Origin of the sequence: Photobacterium jeanii (assembly GCF_001650345.1) — a bacterium.
In the GTDB taxonomy this organism is placed as follows: domain Bacteria; phylum Pseudomonadota; class Gammaproteobacteria; order Enterobacterales; family Vibrionaceae; genus Photobacterium; species Photobacterium jeanii.
Genome location: NZ_LVHF01000029.1, coordinates 105,136 through 117,846, shown reverse-complemented (window position 1 = coordinate 117,846; position 12,711 = coordinate 105,136). Strand labels below are relative to the sequence as shown.

The window sequence follows — 12,711 nt, the reverse complement described above, 5'->3', positions numbered from 1 at the left end:
ATGAGGCTGGTTTTTTTATGCGGGTATATACCTACATGAGTATAAATAAGGTTATTTTTTACGACGTAGTAGACCAATTAAGCCTAGAGCCGCGAGACCAAATAGTGGCATTGAACCGCCGCCACCTGAACCAGAGTCTGAGTTTGAACTTGGTTGTTTAGGTTTTGCTGGTGGTGTATTTTTCACGATTTCAAATGGGTCTTTTGCATAGCTTGCTTTTGGCTGCGTATCTAGTGCTAGACCTGAGTTTGTTTCAATCCAATCACGGTAGTGGGGCACTTGAGTATAAAGACCATTGCCGCTCGCATAGCCTTGTGATTTGAAACTACAGTATGGACCATTACTGGTCGCGCCAACTAAGCGAAGACCTTTATCGTTATCTTTCGCGTTGCTTGGGTTCTGCCATACCAATGGACCACCTGAGTCACCACGACAGACATCTTTGGCAACAGATGCTCTGTTAGAATCAGCACAAACGAAGTAATTGCCGTTGAATTTTTGCGATACTTTACATTTGCTATCTGGAATACCGGCAAGTTTTACAACTTGAAGATCATTCGATGTTTTATCTTCAGTACCTAAGTGACCCCAGCCCGAAGCAATGAGTGTTGCTGGAGAGTCTTGACCTTCAACGTAAGAGTTTTCAAATTGACGATCAGCCGCTTGCTGTTCAGCGATTGTCGCGATGCGAATAGCTTTTCCGCCACGAGCAAATAAAGATTCATCGACGCGAATAAGCGCAATATCGTTATCAAAGCGAGTTGCTCGAACAGTAGGATCATAACCTTGGTGGGTAATGACCTGAGCAATTTTAGTCGCTTTGCTACCATCTAAGTAACCTCCACTCGTATGTGGGTTGGTAGTGCCAGCAAAAATGTAATCACCCGCTTGCAGCATGGTAATTTTCTTACCTGTGTCTTCATCAATTCTGAAGGTACAGTGTGCAGCCGTTACAATCCAATGGTCAGAAATAATTGAACCACCACAGAGGGTGCCACTGTTGCCAAAAACCATTACCTGCCAAGGTAATAGTCCTGCTGTAGCTGTTTCACCGTTCATTACTCGTGGTGAAACTGTAGGTTCTTGCGCGGCCATGACGCTTGTTGAAGCGATTAAGCCAGAACTGAATAAGCAAAGTGTCGCTAATAGAGTCTTTTTCATTATGTTATCACCTAAATGCACGGTGTTTTTATGATAAGCGAGACACTATACAGGCAGATTTGTGCTATTGATAATTTATCTCATCTAGATGTGATCTTTATCAAGAATGATGAGTAGGTGACGGGATGGGATAGGTTAGTTGTATCAATTTTGACCGCTAGGTAAGCACTAGAGCTAGGGTTAGCCAGCTCTAGTGATGTTGCTTGGCTAGAAGTTACGACGACGCCATGCTGCGATGGCCAATAGCAGTGAAGAAAAGAAAGCAATAGAGCCACCATTTCCTTCTGGATCTGGCTTTTTCGGATCAGGCTTAACTGACGGAGTGTCTTTTACCACCTTAAACGGATCGTATTGGTACGCTGGCAGTGGCAATTTCTCAAAATCTAATTGGGTTTGATCTTTGATCCATTGGTAATGGTGGCTGATTTGAGTATATAACCCGTTACCTATCGCACGGTCGTGGTGCTTTTCACTGCAAAGTGGACCATTGCTGGTGGCACCGATCAAGCGTAGCCCTTTATCACTATCTGCAGTATGACTCGGATCTTGCCAGATCAACGGACCACCAGAATCACCGCGACAAACATCTTTTTTTACGTCGATGCGGTTTGAATCTGCACATACAAAATGCTCGGCAGGGTATTTATTCGCTTTGCATTGATCATCAGGAATACCTGCAAGTTTTACAACTTGAAGATCATCCGGCATGCCCGTTTTACTACCGTATAATCCCCAACCGGATGCAATGACCGTCGCTTTCGAATTTTGGTTCGCGACATAATGCTGTTTAAAACTGCGGTCGATATCAGCTTGCATTTCTTTTGTATTGGCTAAAACAATGCGCTTACTGCCTTTAGCGTAGAGAGAGCTGTCGACTTCAATTAGCGCGATATCGTTTTCAAAGCTTATAGCAAAGTATTTATCATGAACGATCAACTGCTTAATTTTGACCGCTTTTCGCTCGTCTAAATAGCCTAATGCGGTGTGAGGGTTAGTTGTACCTGCGAAGACTAAGTCACCGGGGGATAGAAGAGGGGCTTTATTACCAGCTTCGGTAAAATCAGTGACACAGTGCCCGGCTGTGACGATCCACTTATCAGCAATGACGGAGCCACCACAAAGTGTCCCTTCTTTTTTTCCATAAACCATGACCTGCCATGGGAGAAGATCTTTTAGCGCTTTTTCGCCATTCATTATCTTTGGCAAGGATAAATCCGAGGAGCTTGGCATAGATTCGTGTGCAGAAACAGTCAGAGATGCACTTAATAAGCACACTCCGGCGAAGAGATAAGATGTTTTTTGCATAGTCCACCAAAGTTAACGAAATGTAGATAATTCACTATACCGAAAGTGGAATAAGTGCCTTGTTGGTTTGTTGTTAAACGTGAGGGTGTTCTCAGATAAAAATGCCATGATTGTGCCTGCTTTATGCGTTATTTGTGAGCACTCGCAAAAAAGTAACCTGATCCAGAGCAAGTTTAGTGGCGGGAGTGTTAGAAACTGACGTAGATGCTGATTAAGATAGCTCAGGTCAACGCGCTCTAAACATTTATATTAAGGATTATTGTGTTATGGCTTTTAGAGATGTAATTGGTTTTGGTGTTGCAGGTAACTTTGCTGGTCATTTAGAGCAAGCGGGTGAAGCGAACGATTTTCTCGCGGTTGAAGTGAAAGAAGCCATTCAACCTAAAGCGATTTTTCCATTCTATGTACCAGCACAAGCGGCTGGATTCTTATCGACTTATCCTTTGTCATCAAACACGATAGTACCGCCCAATGATGCTGATAATTTGCAGATTGAGCCTGAGGTAGCACTTTTGTGCGATATCGAATACGACGGTCAGAAAGTGGTGGGCTTAACGCCGGTTAAATTTGCAGCCTATAACGATTGTTCTATTCGTAAGCCTAATGCGAAAAAGATCAGTGAAAAGAAAAACTGGGGACAGGAAACAAAAGGTATTGCGGCAGATCTAATGGCACTGGATCACCTAACGGAAGGTGGTGTGCTTGATAATTACCGTATCGCGAGTTTCCACAAGCGTCAGGGTGAAATGGCAACCTACGGTGAAGATAGCCCTGTTTTGGGTTACAGCTACTTTCATCAACGCTTACTTGATTGGATTGTCGATCGTATGAACAACCAACAAGATGTTGGTCCAACAGAAGATATTGCAGCTTTGCTGGCTCATGCTAATTACCCACAACAAGCGCTGATCAGCATTGGTGCGACTCGTTATACCGAATATGGCGAAACACACTTCTTGCAATCTGGCGATACCAGTATTGTGGTGGTGTACGATGGCACTAAATATAAGCAAGATGAAATTGTGAAAATGGCTAAGGATAATCAGTTCCCACAAGACGGGATCTCAGCGCTAGTTCAAGCAGTCGCCTAGTTCGCCATTAGTATTCCCCTGAACATTACAACGCCACTCATAGTGAGATGAGTGGCGTTGATATATCGCTCTATTTCCCCTCTTAATGCCTCGTTTTTGATGAGATTACTAGCATTAGCTAGTAACAAGGATCAGATGATTGGTAAAGTTAGTGTTAGATATCACTAATTAATCGCCAGTCATGAATCGTTTTCACCTTCCTTCTCAACTTTCTTCTGACCTTGAGTTAGAGCTTCAGCATATTTACTTGGAAGTAAATGCAGAGCGTTACCATTACTTGCCACAGTTTTTTGAAGCTTATTATTGTCATCGCCATAACTTAGTGACTAAACAAGGCAAGGTTGATTGGGAGGCTATTTTTGACTTTGCACCACGCTCACAAGCGGCAAGAGGTGTCAGCCAGCGCAAAGAGTTGGTACGAGAATGGTTACTGCCGACGAGTGTTGTTGTTGGTCAATTAAAAGCTTTAGTACGTGATGAAGAACTTTCTTTAACGAATATTCAGGCGGTGCTCGATTGCGCATTGCAATATGTGATCTTAACTCGTGGAGAAGCACAAGCATTAAAGCAGAAAGGATTACAAACCACGATGCCAGCCTCTTACTACCAACCAAGTCATCAAGATTATCAAAAATCGACAGCTCGTTTCGATAAAGTAAATATTCATATTGATGGTGTATAGCTTCGGTTTGTGTTGTGAAGCGCGGTATATGCACTGCTGATGTTGTGTTTCCACTTTGTTGAAAATTGTTAACTCAATGCGTAATTAGCCGTTGACCAACCAAAACGAGCTGATTATTCTAGCGTACACTTGTTCGCTGAGTTGAGAGTTATGCAAATGGAAACGAATAAACCACCAGTGATTTGGCTAAATGTCGCGATTTTTAGTGTGACATTTGCCATCGCCGCGATCGCTACACCTTTGTACGCATATTATGTTGGCTTTGATTGGGCACAAATAATTATGCTGTTGGTTGCCTTTAGTTACTGTGGTATGTCGATTACGGCTGGTTATCACCGCTTATGGTCACACAAAGCCTATGAAGCAAACGCTGTGCTTCGTGTGATTTTTGCTATTGGTGGGGCATTTGCACTGCAAAACAGCATTCTTCATTGGTCTTCTGATCACCGCATCCATCATCGTCATGTTGATAACAACGATAAAGATCCTTACTCAGCGAAACGTGGTTTCTTTTACAGCCATATAGGTTGGATGCTGCGTGAATACCAAGCATCCCGCTATAGCGATTACTCAAATTGCCGCGATTTACAAAAAGACAATGTTGTTATGTGGCAGCACCGACATTACACCTTGCTTGCGATTGCGACTAACTTTGGTATTCCGTTGCTGTTTGGTGTGATCCACGGTGATATTTGGGGAGCATTACTTTTGGTTGGTGTGGTTCGTTTGGTATTGAGCCATCATACGACCTTCTTCATTAACTCTTTGGCACATATTTGGGGATCTCAACCTTACACAGATAAGAATACGGCCCGCGATAATGGCGTGTTGGCTTTTCTTACTTTTGGCGAGGGTTACCATAATTACCACCATATTTTTGAAAACGACTACCGAAATGGTATTCGCTGGTGGCAGTTTGATCCGACCAAATGGCTGATCAAGTCATGCTCATGGTTTGGTTGGACAAAGAATTTACGTGTGTGCCCAGCTGATAAAATTGAAAAAGCCCGTGCAACTATGGTGCTGCAGAGTTTGCAAAAGAAGTTGGCAACATCACCTAATAACCAAGCTCGCTTGGCGCGGTTAGAGGAAGAGTATGACGCCTTGATGGTGAAAATCTCAGATTACTATGTAGCTCAAAAGCGCATGATGGAATTACGTAAAGCCAAGCTGGTTAAACACTACGAAAACTTTGAATTTGTGCAGCAATACGAGCAAATGAAGCACCATCTTGAAGAGCAACGTCGTGCTTGGAGACGTGTCACAGCACAATATGCATAACGGCAATCGAAAATAGTGAAATTACGATAGCGGACTCAGTATTTAAAGCTGACTAATACTGAGTGCAGTGAGTAAGACTATTTTGGTGACAAAGTGAAGGGGAGCTACGGCTCCTCTTTTTTTTGATGAAATTGATATCTCCTTTGTTTCTTTGATTATCAATTGACCAACCATCTGATATAAAGATGGCTAAGACATAAAAATAGCTAGTGAGTGAGCCTCGTCATGTAATTTTGACAATTTACTGACTTTCTCAATGCTGGCATTGGTATAACGCAACGATTAAGAAAGAATTTGCCATACTTAATAATGTTGATTGTTAATATGGCTGGAGATGAAGCAGTGTATCGCAAGTTATTACTCTCACTTACTTGTTTAGCATCCTCTATCGCGAATGCGATTGAGTACCCGTTGCCAGAAGATGGCAGTAATTTGATTGGTACAATGGAGTATTACCAAGTAGAAAAAGGCGATAGCTTGGCGGATATAGCCAATGAATATAATGTCGGCTTTCTTGCGTTGTTAGAAGCGAACAAAGGCGTCGACCCTTTTTTACCTGCACCCGGAAAGCTACTGGCGATCCCCACTCAGTTGATTCTACCGACAGTGCCACGTGATGGGATTGTTATTAACCTTGCGGAATTACGTCTGTATTACTTCCCAGAAGGTGAGGATGTTGTTCATGTTTTCCCAATTGGTATTGGTCGAGTCGGGCGTGAAACACCATTGATGACAACCAAGATCAGCCAGAAAACTGAGCACCCAACTTGGACGCCAACTGCCAATATTCGTAAAGAGTATCTGGAAAAGCGCAATATAGAGCTTCCCGCCGTTGTACCTGCCGGTCCGGAGAATCCGTTGGGTGATTATGCCATGCGCTTAGCTCATGGGAACGGTCAATATTTGATCCACGGAACCAATAAAGACTTTGGTATCGGTATGCGAGTGAGTTCAGGTTGTATTCGTATGAACCCTTGGGATATCGAATGGTTATTCCCAGAAGTGGCGAAAGGCACCAAGGTACGTATTATCGACCAAGCTTTGAAGCAAACTGAAGAGCCAGATGGTTCGCTTTATGTTGAAGTGCATCAGCCGTTATCTAAAAGCGAAGCACAGTTAGGGCAAGAAAAAACAGTAAAAGCTGATGAAGACCTACTGTTAGCGATAGCCAATGATGATCGCGCATACTCTCGATTAAATGCTGCGCTAAACCTACAAATGGGCATTCCGGTTGAGATCAAGGTGATGAATTGATCACAATGCAAAATGTAGAGTAGAACAAATAAAAAGAGGCACATGAAAATGTGCCTCTTTTTTAGTTAGATAAAACGTCTATTTTGTGTAAGAGCTAGCCATATTATCAATACGCTGATTTGCACGCATTGCTTCTTGGTAAGCTGCATCAGAAGATGCTTTCGCATCGTTCACTGCACCAGCCATTTGATCTTGTTGGCTCTGTAAAGCACTAACTTGGTCAGATAGCATGTCTACTTTGTTGGTTAGTTGTTGCATTGCATCTGGCTTATCTGAGTTAGAACAACCAACAAGTGCTGCACTTAAGATAATACCAGCAAGGATAGGTAATGAACGATTCATTTTTTTACATTCTCCTAGTTTGCCACTACAAACCGAGTAACAAAATGTTTTAGTCGGCAAATTGATTATGGCATAACTTCCTAAAAATGCTTGCTAAAAACTCTTTTTGCTTAAAAAAAGAGCTCTCAATCCCGAGAATAATGACTCTAGCCCTGATGTTTACTTGGTTTTGCGAGTATTGCTTGGTTTCTATTTTTTAGTGATGAGCATGTGATTTTTTCATTCCTGCCATCACTTTTTTCACTGGAACCGATAAAAGTTGAGTTTCACCATTGGCGTAGGTCAAGGTGAGTTCGAGATCCATGCCTTCCTTTAAAGGCTGATTTAGCCCAAGTAACATGACATGCATACCGCCAGGTTTGAGATCTACCATACCGTTTGCAGGAATATCGATGCTATCGACTTTACGCATTTGCATCATGCCGTCATGCATTACATGGTTATGGAGCTCAACGACTTTAGAAATGTCGCTCTGCGCATTAATAATTTGACGAGCTTTGTTTTCGTTATTCATTAGGTGCATGAAAATCGCACTGTTGACGGCATTGGGTGGCGTTGCTCTAGCATAGGCATCGTGCACCATGACATCAGCAGAAGCGGCTGACGTGAAGAGCAAAGAGGCGAGGGCAATAGCATGGTATTTCATTTAATTTCCTTATTAGCTTTTTGTAGGCAAGTGACGTGAAATAGCATCAACAATAATGGCGCTACTTAACGTGTGTGGCACTTTTTCAAGTAAGGTGCCATCTGGTTGTAATAGGTAAAAGTAAGAGCTGTGATCGACTGCGTACTTCATTGCTGAGTCTTTCAATTCTGTGCGCATGTAAAGCACGCCGTATTTTTCCGCAAGCGCTTTAATTTGGCTGTCGCTGCCTGACACCCCAATAATGCTTTTGTGGAAGTATTGGGCATATTCCGCACTTTTTTCTGCGTTATCGCGTTCAGGATCTAGGGTAATAAACACAGGCCATATGTGTTTCATGCTTTCTTCTGGCAGCGTTTGTAATCCGGCTGATAATACCGCTAATGAAGTCGGACAAACATCAGGGCAGTGGGTATAGCCAAAGTAGACGATACGTAATCGATCGTCCTCATTTGAGAATAAATTAATGGAGTCAGACCCACTTTTAAGTTGGGTTAGATCGCTGACTTCTGTGGCTGATTGAGCTTGCGTTGTAGCACCGTTGTCACCGTCAACGAGGTGTCGCGTTAATAAGCCAGCCCCAAGAGCGACAGCTAAAACAATCCATTGAAATTTCATTGCGTCATCCTTACTGAAATATGTAATGGCGAGATCTGCGTCTGAGCTGCTAAAGGTGTAATTGTGCCGTACCAAGTCATGGTTTCGGAGGTGCAGAAAGGTAGCAGAAGTTCACCACTGAACGTATCGTTAGTTGTACGTTTTAGCTGTAGCTTGTAGATCCCCATCATCATTTCATGCCCCTCAAGCTTAAGTTCTAATTGCTTAACGTCTTGCGGGATTGAAGACCAATCCACAGATAATGTATTGCTAACCATAGGGTTAACAATGTCGTACTCTAAACTAAGGTTAGCATCATCTATTTGGCATACAGTGCTGCTGAGCTGACAATCGGATTCGACGCTTTTCTGTACCGCTGGGTTAATAAAGAACTCATAGGCTACAAGCCCAATACAAAAGAAGATCGTGATTTTCAGCCAAGCGAACCATGGCGATTGAAGGAAACTTTTTTTATGGGATGCTGAAGATACAAACATAATGGTAACAAGGCTTGTTGCGAGTTTGTAAATGTTAACATTGCTGTTAACTTTCAGCAGATTGTTCAACGTTTTCTGTGATTTGTGCCAAACCAAGCCTGTGAAGATTTAAGGTTGCGGCATAATTTTTAATGTATTCATGACTATGCCGCATCTTTAAGGTGCTCTTTTTTATGCCTCTACTCGGTTAATTTTAATGAGCTCTGATTCAGTAAAGTCACACTGTGAAGCGTAATCACGCAGTGCGCATTGATTGCGGTGTTCACAGCCACAGGCCATACAACGTTGCGCCTCAATGGATGCAGCTTGTTGGGTAACGCCTTTTTCAACTTCATCAAAACTTTTATCGCGTTGTTCCAGCGTGAGCTCTGGTACCGATAAGCGGAGAATATGAGTCATAGCATCAGAGAAACGTACTTCTTGCTGCTGTTCAGTTTGCCCTTTAGCTAAGGCTCGCATGACTTTGGTGACATCGGTAAGGTGTGTGGAATGGATGTATTTTTGTTTACTGTCTTTGTTTAGCGTAAATGCATTTTGACTCGTAGTAGCCATGTTTGCTAAGCCTTGATTCAAAAATGCATCGATTGCTTCGGCTGCGGTTTTGCCATCAGCGATAGCTTCAATGGCAGTAGCAGGGCCACGACGAAAATCGCCAATACCAAAAATGTTATCTATGCCGCTATACATGTTGGCTTCGTTACAATCGATAGTATTCCAGCGCGTGAGTGCTAGCTGAATGCCATCGTCTTCTAAGAAGTTAAGATCGGGCGCTTGCGAAACAGCGGCGATCACAGTGTCGTATTCTTCTGTGAAGTATTCTCCGGTCGGTTCAGGGCGAGAGCGACCGGAAGAATCTGGCTTACCTAACTTCATGATTTCCATTTTAACTTCACTTACCCAACCATCTTCATTAGCAATATTTTCAACTGGGTTGGTCAAGAAGTGAAATTTCACGCCTTCTTTCTCAGCTTCATCAATTTCATAAGCTTCCGCTGGCATTTCGGTTCTTGTTCGGCGGTAAATCAAGGTTGTGTCAGCACCTGCGCGAACCGCCGTTCTTGCACAGTCGATTGCGGTGTTACCACCACCGATAACAGCAACTTTTTTGCCAGTTGTGAAGTGACGGTCAGTGACAAAGTCTTTTAAGTAATCAACGCCAAGATAACAGCCTTTAAGCTCGCTACCCGTGTAGTTCATGGCAACGGCTTTGGAAGCGCCAACCGCCATACAAACCGCGTCATACTGTTCGCTGAGCGCAGTTAGGGTGATATCACTGCCTAAAGTGCAATTAGTTTGTATCGCCATGCCATTACGACACATAAGGTCGATTTCTTTATCAAGAATGGCTTTAGGTAGGCGATATTCAGGAATGCCGTAACGTAGCCAGCCTCCCGCGAGTGGCATGCTTTCAAACACAGTGACGTCGTAGCCTTTGTTACTCAAGTAATAGCCGCAGGTAAGTCCGCCAGGTCCACTGCCGACGATAGCAATAGATTTTCCAGTGTCTGGAGCTTTTTCCGGAACATAGGATTCAAAAGCAGCCATATCAATATCAGCGGTATGGCGTTTTAATTGGCGGATAGCCAGCGGTTCATCAATAAGCCCGCGTCGACACCCTGCCTCACAAAAAGCAGGGCAAACGCGTCCGATGGAAAGTGGCATAGGTAGTGCCTGCTTAATGACTTCAATTGCTTTTCGATGATCGTTATTGGCGATATGCGCGAGGTAACTTTGAATATCAACTTTTGCTGGACAAGCGGTTTGACACGGAGGCTCACAGAACTCCGTTTTATGCTCAGACAGTAAGCGAATTAAGGTATTGCGACGCCGCTGCGATAAGCGCTCAGACTCTGTCATTACTGTCATGCCATCAACCGCTGTTGTTTGGCAGGCTTTCTTAATGCCAATACCTGCAACTTCTATATCGCAAAGTTCGCAAGAATGGCCATGGCTATCATTATCTGAATCGCAGAGTGAAGGTAGGGGAATGTGGTGCTGTCTCACGATGGAGAGTAGGGTTTGATTATCCTCAACCTCAAGCAACTTGCCATTTATTGTGATGGTTATCATTGTTACCTCGGTATTCTATTGTTTTAGCCCTATGAACTTGAATTAATTACTGATTATCCAAGCAAGCTTAGACGAATACTCGATTAGTAAATTTGCTCCTGCTCTAGTTTTAATGACCGCGCTGCGAAATAAGTCTATGAATAACAACGGGTTGTTGGGTAGGTCATGTTTTCGTGTGAACGACGTGCTATCTAGCGCACTTTCGGAAGGTAAGCTTGAAAGTAAGGGCGATGTGCTAGGTATAAAAGCTTAGAGGAATGAAACGCCAGGTTTAGCGGATAAGTGAAGCGCGTAATGAGTGATGAACTCATTACGCGCTTTTTTATCAATCAAAGATGACTTTTGATTGCGATGTTGTGTTGCCTTGTTGTTTAGTTATCTTGTTGTTAGTAGCCTAGGTGGAATTGTTTTTTACCTCGACGAATAATCCAGTATTTGTCATGAAGTGGACGGCAATCTGAAAGCTGTTCATGATCAACTACCTCACCATTAATGCTGATCGCATTATTGGCAATAAACTCTCGCGCTTGGCGCAGCGATGAGGCTAAACCGACATCAACCAACGTTTGCGATAGTTTCTGTTGGCTATCGAGTTTGCTTGCTGGCATGCCGTCTTGCTCTAATTGTTGTAACTCAGCCATGGTAAGCGTATTGAACTCGCCAGAGAACAAGGCTTGGCTGATTCGTTCGGCAGAGACGAGAGCATCATTACCATGGACTAACTTGGTGACGGCTTGTGCCAAAATTTGCTGCGCCTGTGGTTTACCTTGGTGAGCTTTATCCGCTGCTTCAATTTGGTCAATTTCTTCTAATGATAAGAAGGTGTAGTAACGCAAAAAGTGGTAAACATCTGCATCTGCGGTATTGAGCCAGAACTGGTAGAAGGCATACGGAGAGGTTTTACTTGGATCAAGCCATACCGCGCCGCTTTCGGTTTTACCAAATTTAGTGCCATCTGATTTGGTGATCAGCGGCAGCGTCATACCGTATACTTTTTGCTGGTTCAGGCGGCGTGTTAGGTCAATGCCGCTAGTGATGTTGCCCCATTGATCATTGCCCCCAATTTGAAGGCTACACTCATAAGCCTTGTTTAAATGAACAAAGTCGTACGATTGTAATAGCGCGTAAGAAAATTCAGTGAACGAGATCCCTTGATCGGGACGGTTTAAACGCTGCTTAACAGACTCTTTGTTGATCATCGCGTTTACTGAGAAGTGCTTACCGATATCACGAAAAAAGTCGATCAGGTTGATCTGACCGATCCAGTCGGCATTATTTACTATCTTGGGTGGGTTTTCTTGTGACTCAGGTAATACCGCCGCAATCTGCATACTCAAATCCGCTACCCATTGTTGCACTGTATCTGCGCTATTTAGGCTACGCTCAGTCGCTTTAAAGCTCGGATCTCCAATCATGCCCGTCGCACCGCCGACTAACGCCAGTACTTTGTGCCCAGCTTCATGAAAGCGTTTAAGCATCAGTAAAGGAACAAGGTGTCCGATGTGTAAGCTGCCTGCAGTCGGATCAAAGCCACAATACACAGTACGAGCATGAGTAAGGTGCTGTTCTAATTCATCGCGGTTGGCTGCTTGGGCAATTAAGCCGCGTTGCTGTAAGTCATCAAAAAGTGTTGGGTTGACTGTCGGCATGCTCTTTCCTGTATTTCGCTTTTTAGCACGAATTGTCGCGCTTGAATGGTCGATAAAGGGGTTATCGTGCCGTCTGTGGTTCGTTTGACTATTATCCCTATAGGGATGGTTCTTAGATATTGTGATTTACGCGTTGTGG

General features: G+C 43.5%; 11 protein-coding genes and 1 pseudogene. 4 read left to right on the top strand and 8 right to left on the bottom strand.

Annotated elements, in window-relative coordinates; translation table 11 throughout:
- Nucleotides 1-51: 51 nt before the first annotated feature.
- Nucleotides 52-1,161, bottom strand: coding sequence for a S1 family peptidase (locus A3K86_RS15355; protein ID WP_084406639.1), 1,110 nt, complete (start codon nt 1,159-1,161; stop codon nt 52-54).
- Between the two features lie 207 nt (nt 1,162-1,368).
- The gene (locus A3K86_RS15350; RefSeq protein ID WP_162844317.1) at nt 1,369-2,367 is read right to left on the bottom strand and encodes a trypsin-like serine protease; all 999 of its coding nucleotides are present in this window, start codon (nt 2,365-2,367) and stop codon (nt 1,369-1,371) included.
- A gap of 365 nt (nt 2,368-2,732) precedes the next feature.
- On the opposite strand from A3K86_RS15350, the gene A3K86_RS15345 reads away from it, so the two are divergent.
- From A3K86_RS15345 to A3K86_RS15330, 4 genes are all read left to right on the top strand, one after another.
- The gene (locus A3K86_RS15345; protein ID WP_068332953.1) at nt 2,733-3,557 is read left to right on the top strand and encodes a DUF5718 family protein; all 825 of its coding nucleotides are present in this window, start codon (nt 2,733-2,735) and stop codon (nt 3,555-3,557) included.
- A gap of 181 nt (nt 3,558-3,738) precedes the next feature.
- On the top strand, nt 3,739-4,239 hold the full coding sequence (locus A3K86_RS15340; protein WP_068332950.1) for a hypothetical protein: 501 nt from the start codon (nt 3,739-3,741) through the stop codon (nt 4,237-4,239).
- Between the two features lie 156 nt (nt 4,240-4,395).
- A complete protein-coding gene (locus tag A3K86_RS15335) occupies nt 4,396-5,520 on the top strand; it encodes an acyl-CoA desaturase (protein ID WP_068332946.1) in 1,125 nt (374 codons plus the stop codon).
- Between the two features lie 342 nt (nt 5,521-5,862).
- Nucleotides 5,863-6,774 carry a L,D-transpeptidase family protein gene (locus A3K86_RS15330; protein ID WP_068333930.1) on the top strand — a complete coding sequence of 304 codons (912 nt, stop codon included), beginning with the start codon at nt 5,863-5,865 and terminating at the stop codon, nt 6,772-6,774.
- A 78-nt stretch (nt 6,775-6,852) separates the two neighbouring features.
- Here the strand turns inward: A3K86_RS15330 and A3K86_RS15325 are convergent, their stop codons facing one another.
- The 6 genes and pseudogenes from A3K86_RS15325 to tyrS all read right to left on the bottom strand — a co-directional run bounded on the left by A3K86_RS15325 (nt 6,853) and on the right by tyrS (nt 12,572).
- Nucleotides 6,853-7,116 carry an Lpp/OprI family alanine-zipper lipoprotein gene (locus A3K86_RS15325; protein WP_068332943.1) on the bottom strand — a complete coding sequence of 88 codons (264 nt, stop codon included), beginning with the start codon at nt 7,114-7,116 and terminating at the stop codon, nt 6,853-6,855.
- A gap of 196 nt (nt 7,117-7,312) precedes the next feature.
- Entirely contained in the window at nt 7,313-7,762 is a 450-nt protein-coding gene (locus A3K86_RS15320) for a copper chaperone PCu(A)C (RefSeq protein WP_068332940.1), read from the bottom strand.
- Nucleotides 7,763-7,774: 12 nt separating this feature from the next.
- Nucleotides 7,775-8,377 (bottom strand): SCO family protein, encoded by a 603-nt coding sequence (locus A3K86_RS15315; protein WP_068332937.1) that lies wholly within the window; start codon nt 8,375-8,377, stop codon nt 7,775-7,777.
- Complete coding sequence (locus tag A3K86_RS15310) at nt 8,374-8,853, bottom strand: hypothetical protein (RefSeq protein ID WP_146145601.1); 480 nt, start codon at nt 8,851-8,853, stop codon at nt 8,374-8,376. The genes A3K86_RS15315 and A3K86_RS15310 overlap by 4 nt, the downstream gene beginning before the upstream one ends.
- 300 nt (nt 8,854-9,153) lie before the next feature.
- Nucleotides 9,154-10,923: pseudogene (locus A3K86_RS15305) on the bottom strand (FAD-dependent oxidoreductase); the annotation flags it as partial.
- A 386-nt stretch (nt 10,924-11,309) separates the two neighbouring features.
- Nucleotides 11,310-12,572 (bottom strand): tyrosine--tRNA ligase, encoded by a 1,263-nt coding sequence (gene tyrS / locus A3K86_RS15300; protein ID WP_068332929.1) that lies wholly within the window; start codon nt 12,570-12,572, stop codon nt 11,310-11,312.
- Between the last annotated feature and the right edge of the window lie 139 nt (nt 12,573-12,711).

What these genes read in the sequence shown, in the direction of transcription:
- tyrS (WP_068332929.1), bottom strand. Translation starts at nt 12,572, where the DNA reads ATGCCGACAGTCAACCCAACACTTTTTGATGACTTACAGCAACGCGGC.
- A3K86_RS15340 (WP_068332950.1), top strand. Translation starts at nt 3,739, where the DNA reads ATGAATCGTTTTCACCTTCCTTCTCAACTTTCTTCTGACCTTGAGTTA.
- A3K86_RS15325 (WP_068332943.1), bottom strand. Translation starts at nt 7,116, where the DNA reads ATGAATCGTTCATTACCTATCCTTGCTGGTATTATCTTAAGTGCAGCA.
- A3K86_RS15310 (WP_146145601.1), bottom strand. Translation starts at nt 8,853, where the DNA reads ATGTTTGTATCTTCAGCATCCCATAAAAAAAGTTTCCTTCAATCGCCA.
- A3K86_RS15320 (WP_068332940.1), bottom strand. Translation starts at nt 7,762, where the DNA reads ATGAAATACCATGCTATTGCCCTCGCCTCTTTGCTCTTCACGTCAGCC.
- A3K86_RS15345 (WP_068332953.1), top strand. Translation starts at nt 2,733, where the DNA reads ATGGCTTTTAGAGATGTAATTGGTTTTGGTGTTGCAGGTAACTTTGCT.
- A3K86_RS15355 (WP_084406639.1), bottom strand. Translation starts at nt 1,161, where the DNA reads ATGAAAAAGACTCTATTAGCGACACTTTGCTTATTCAGTTCTGGCTTA.
- A3K86_RS15335 (WP_068332946.1), top strand. Translation starts at nt 4,396, where the DNA reads ATGGAAACGAATAAACCACCAGTGATTTGGCTAAATGTCGCGATTTTT.
- A3K86_RS15315 (WP_068332937.1), bottom strand. Translation starts at nt 8,377, where the DNA reads ATGAAATTTCAATGGATTGTTTTAGCTGTCGCTCTTGGGGCTGGCTTA.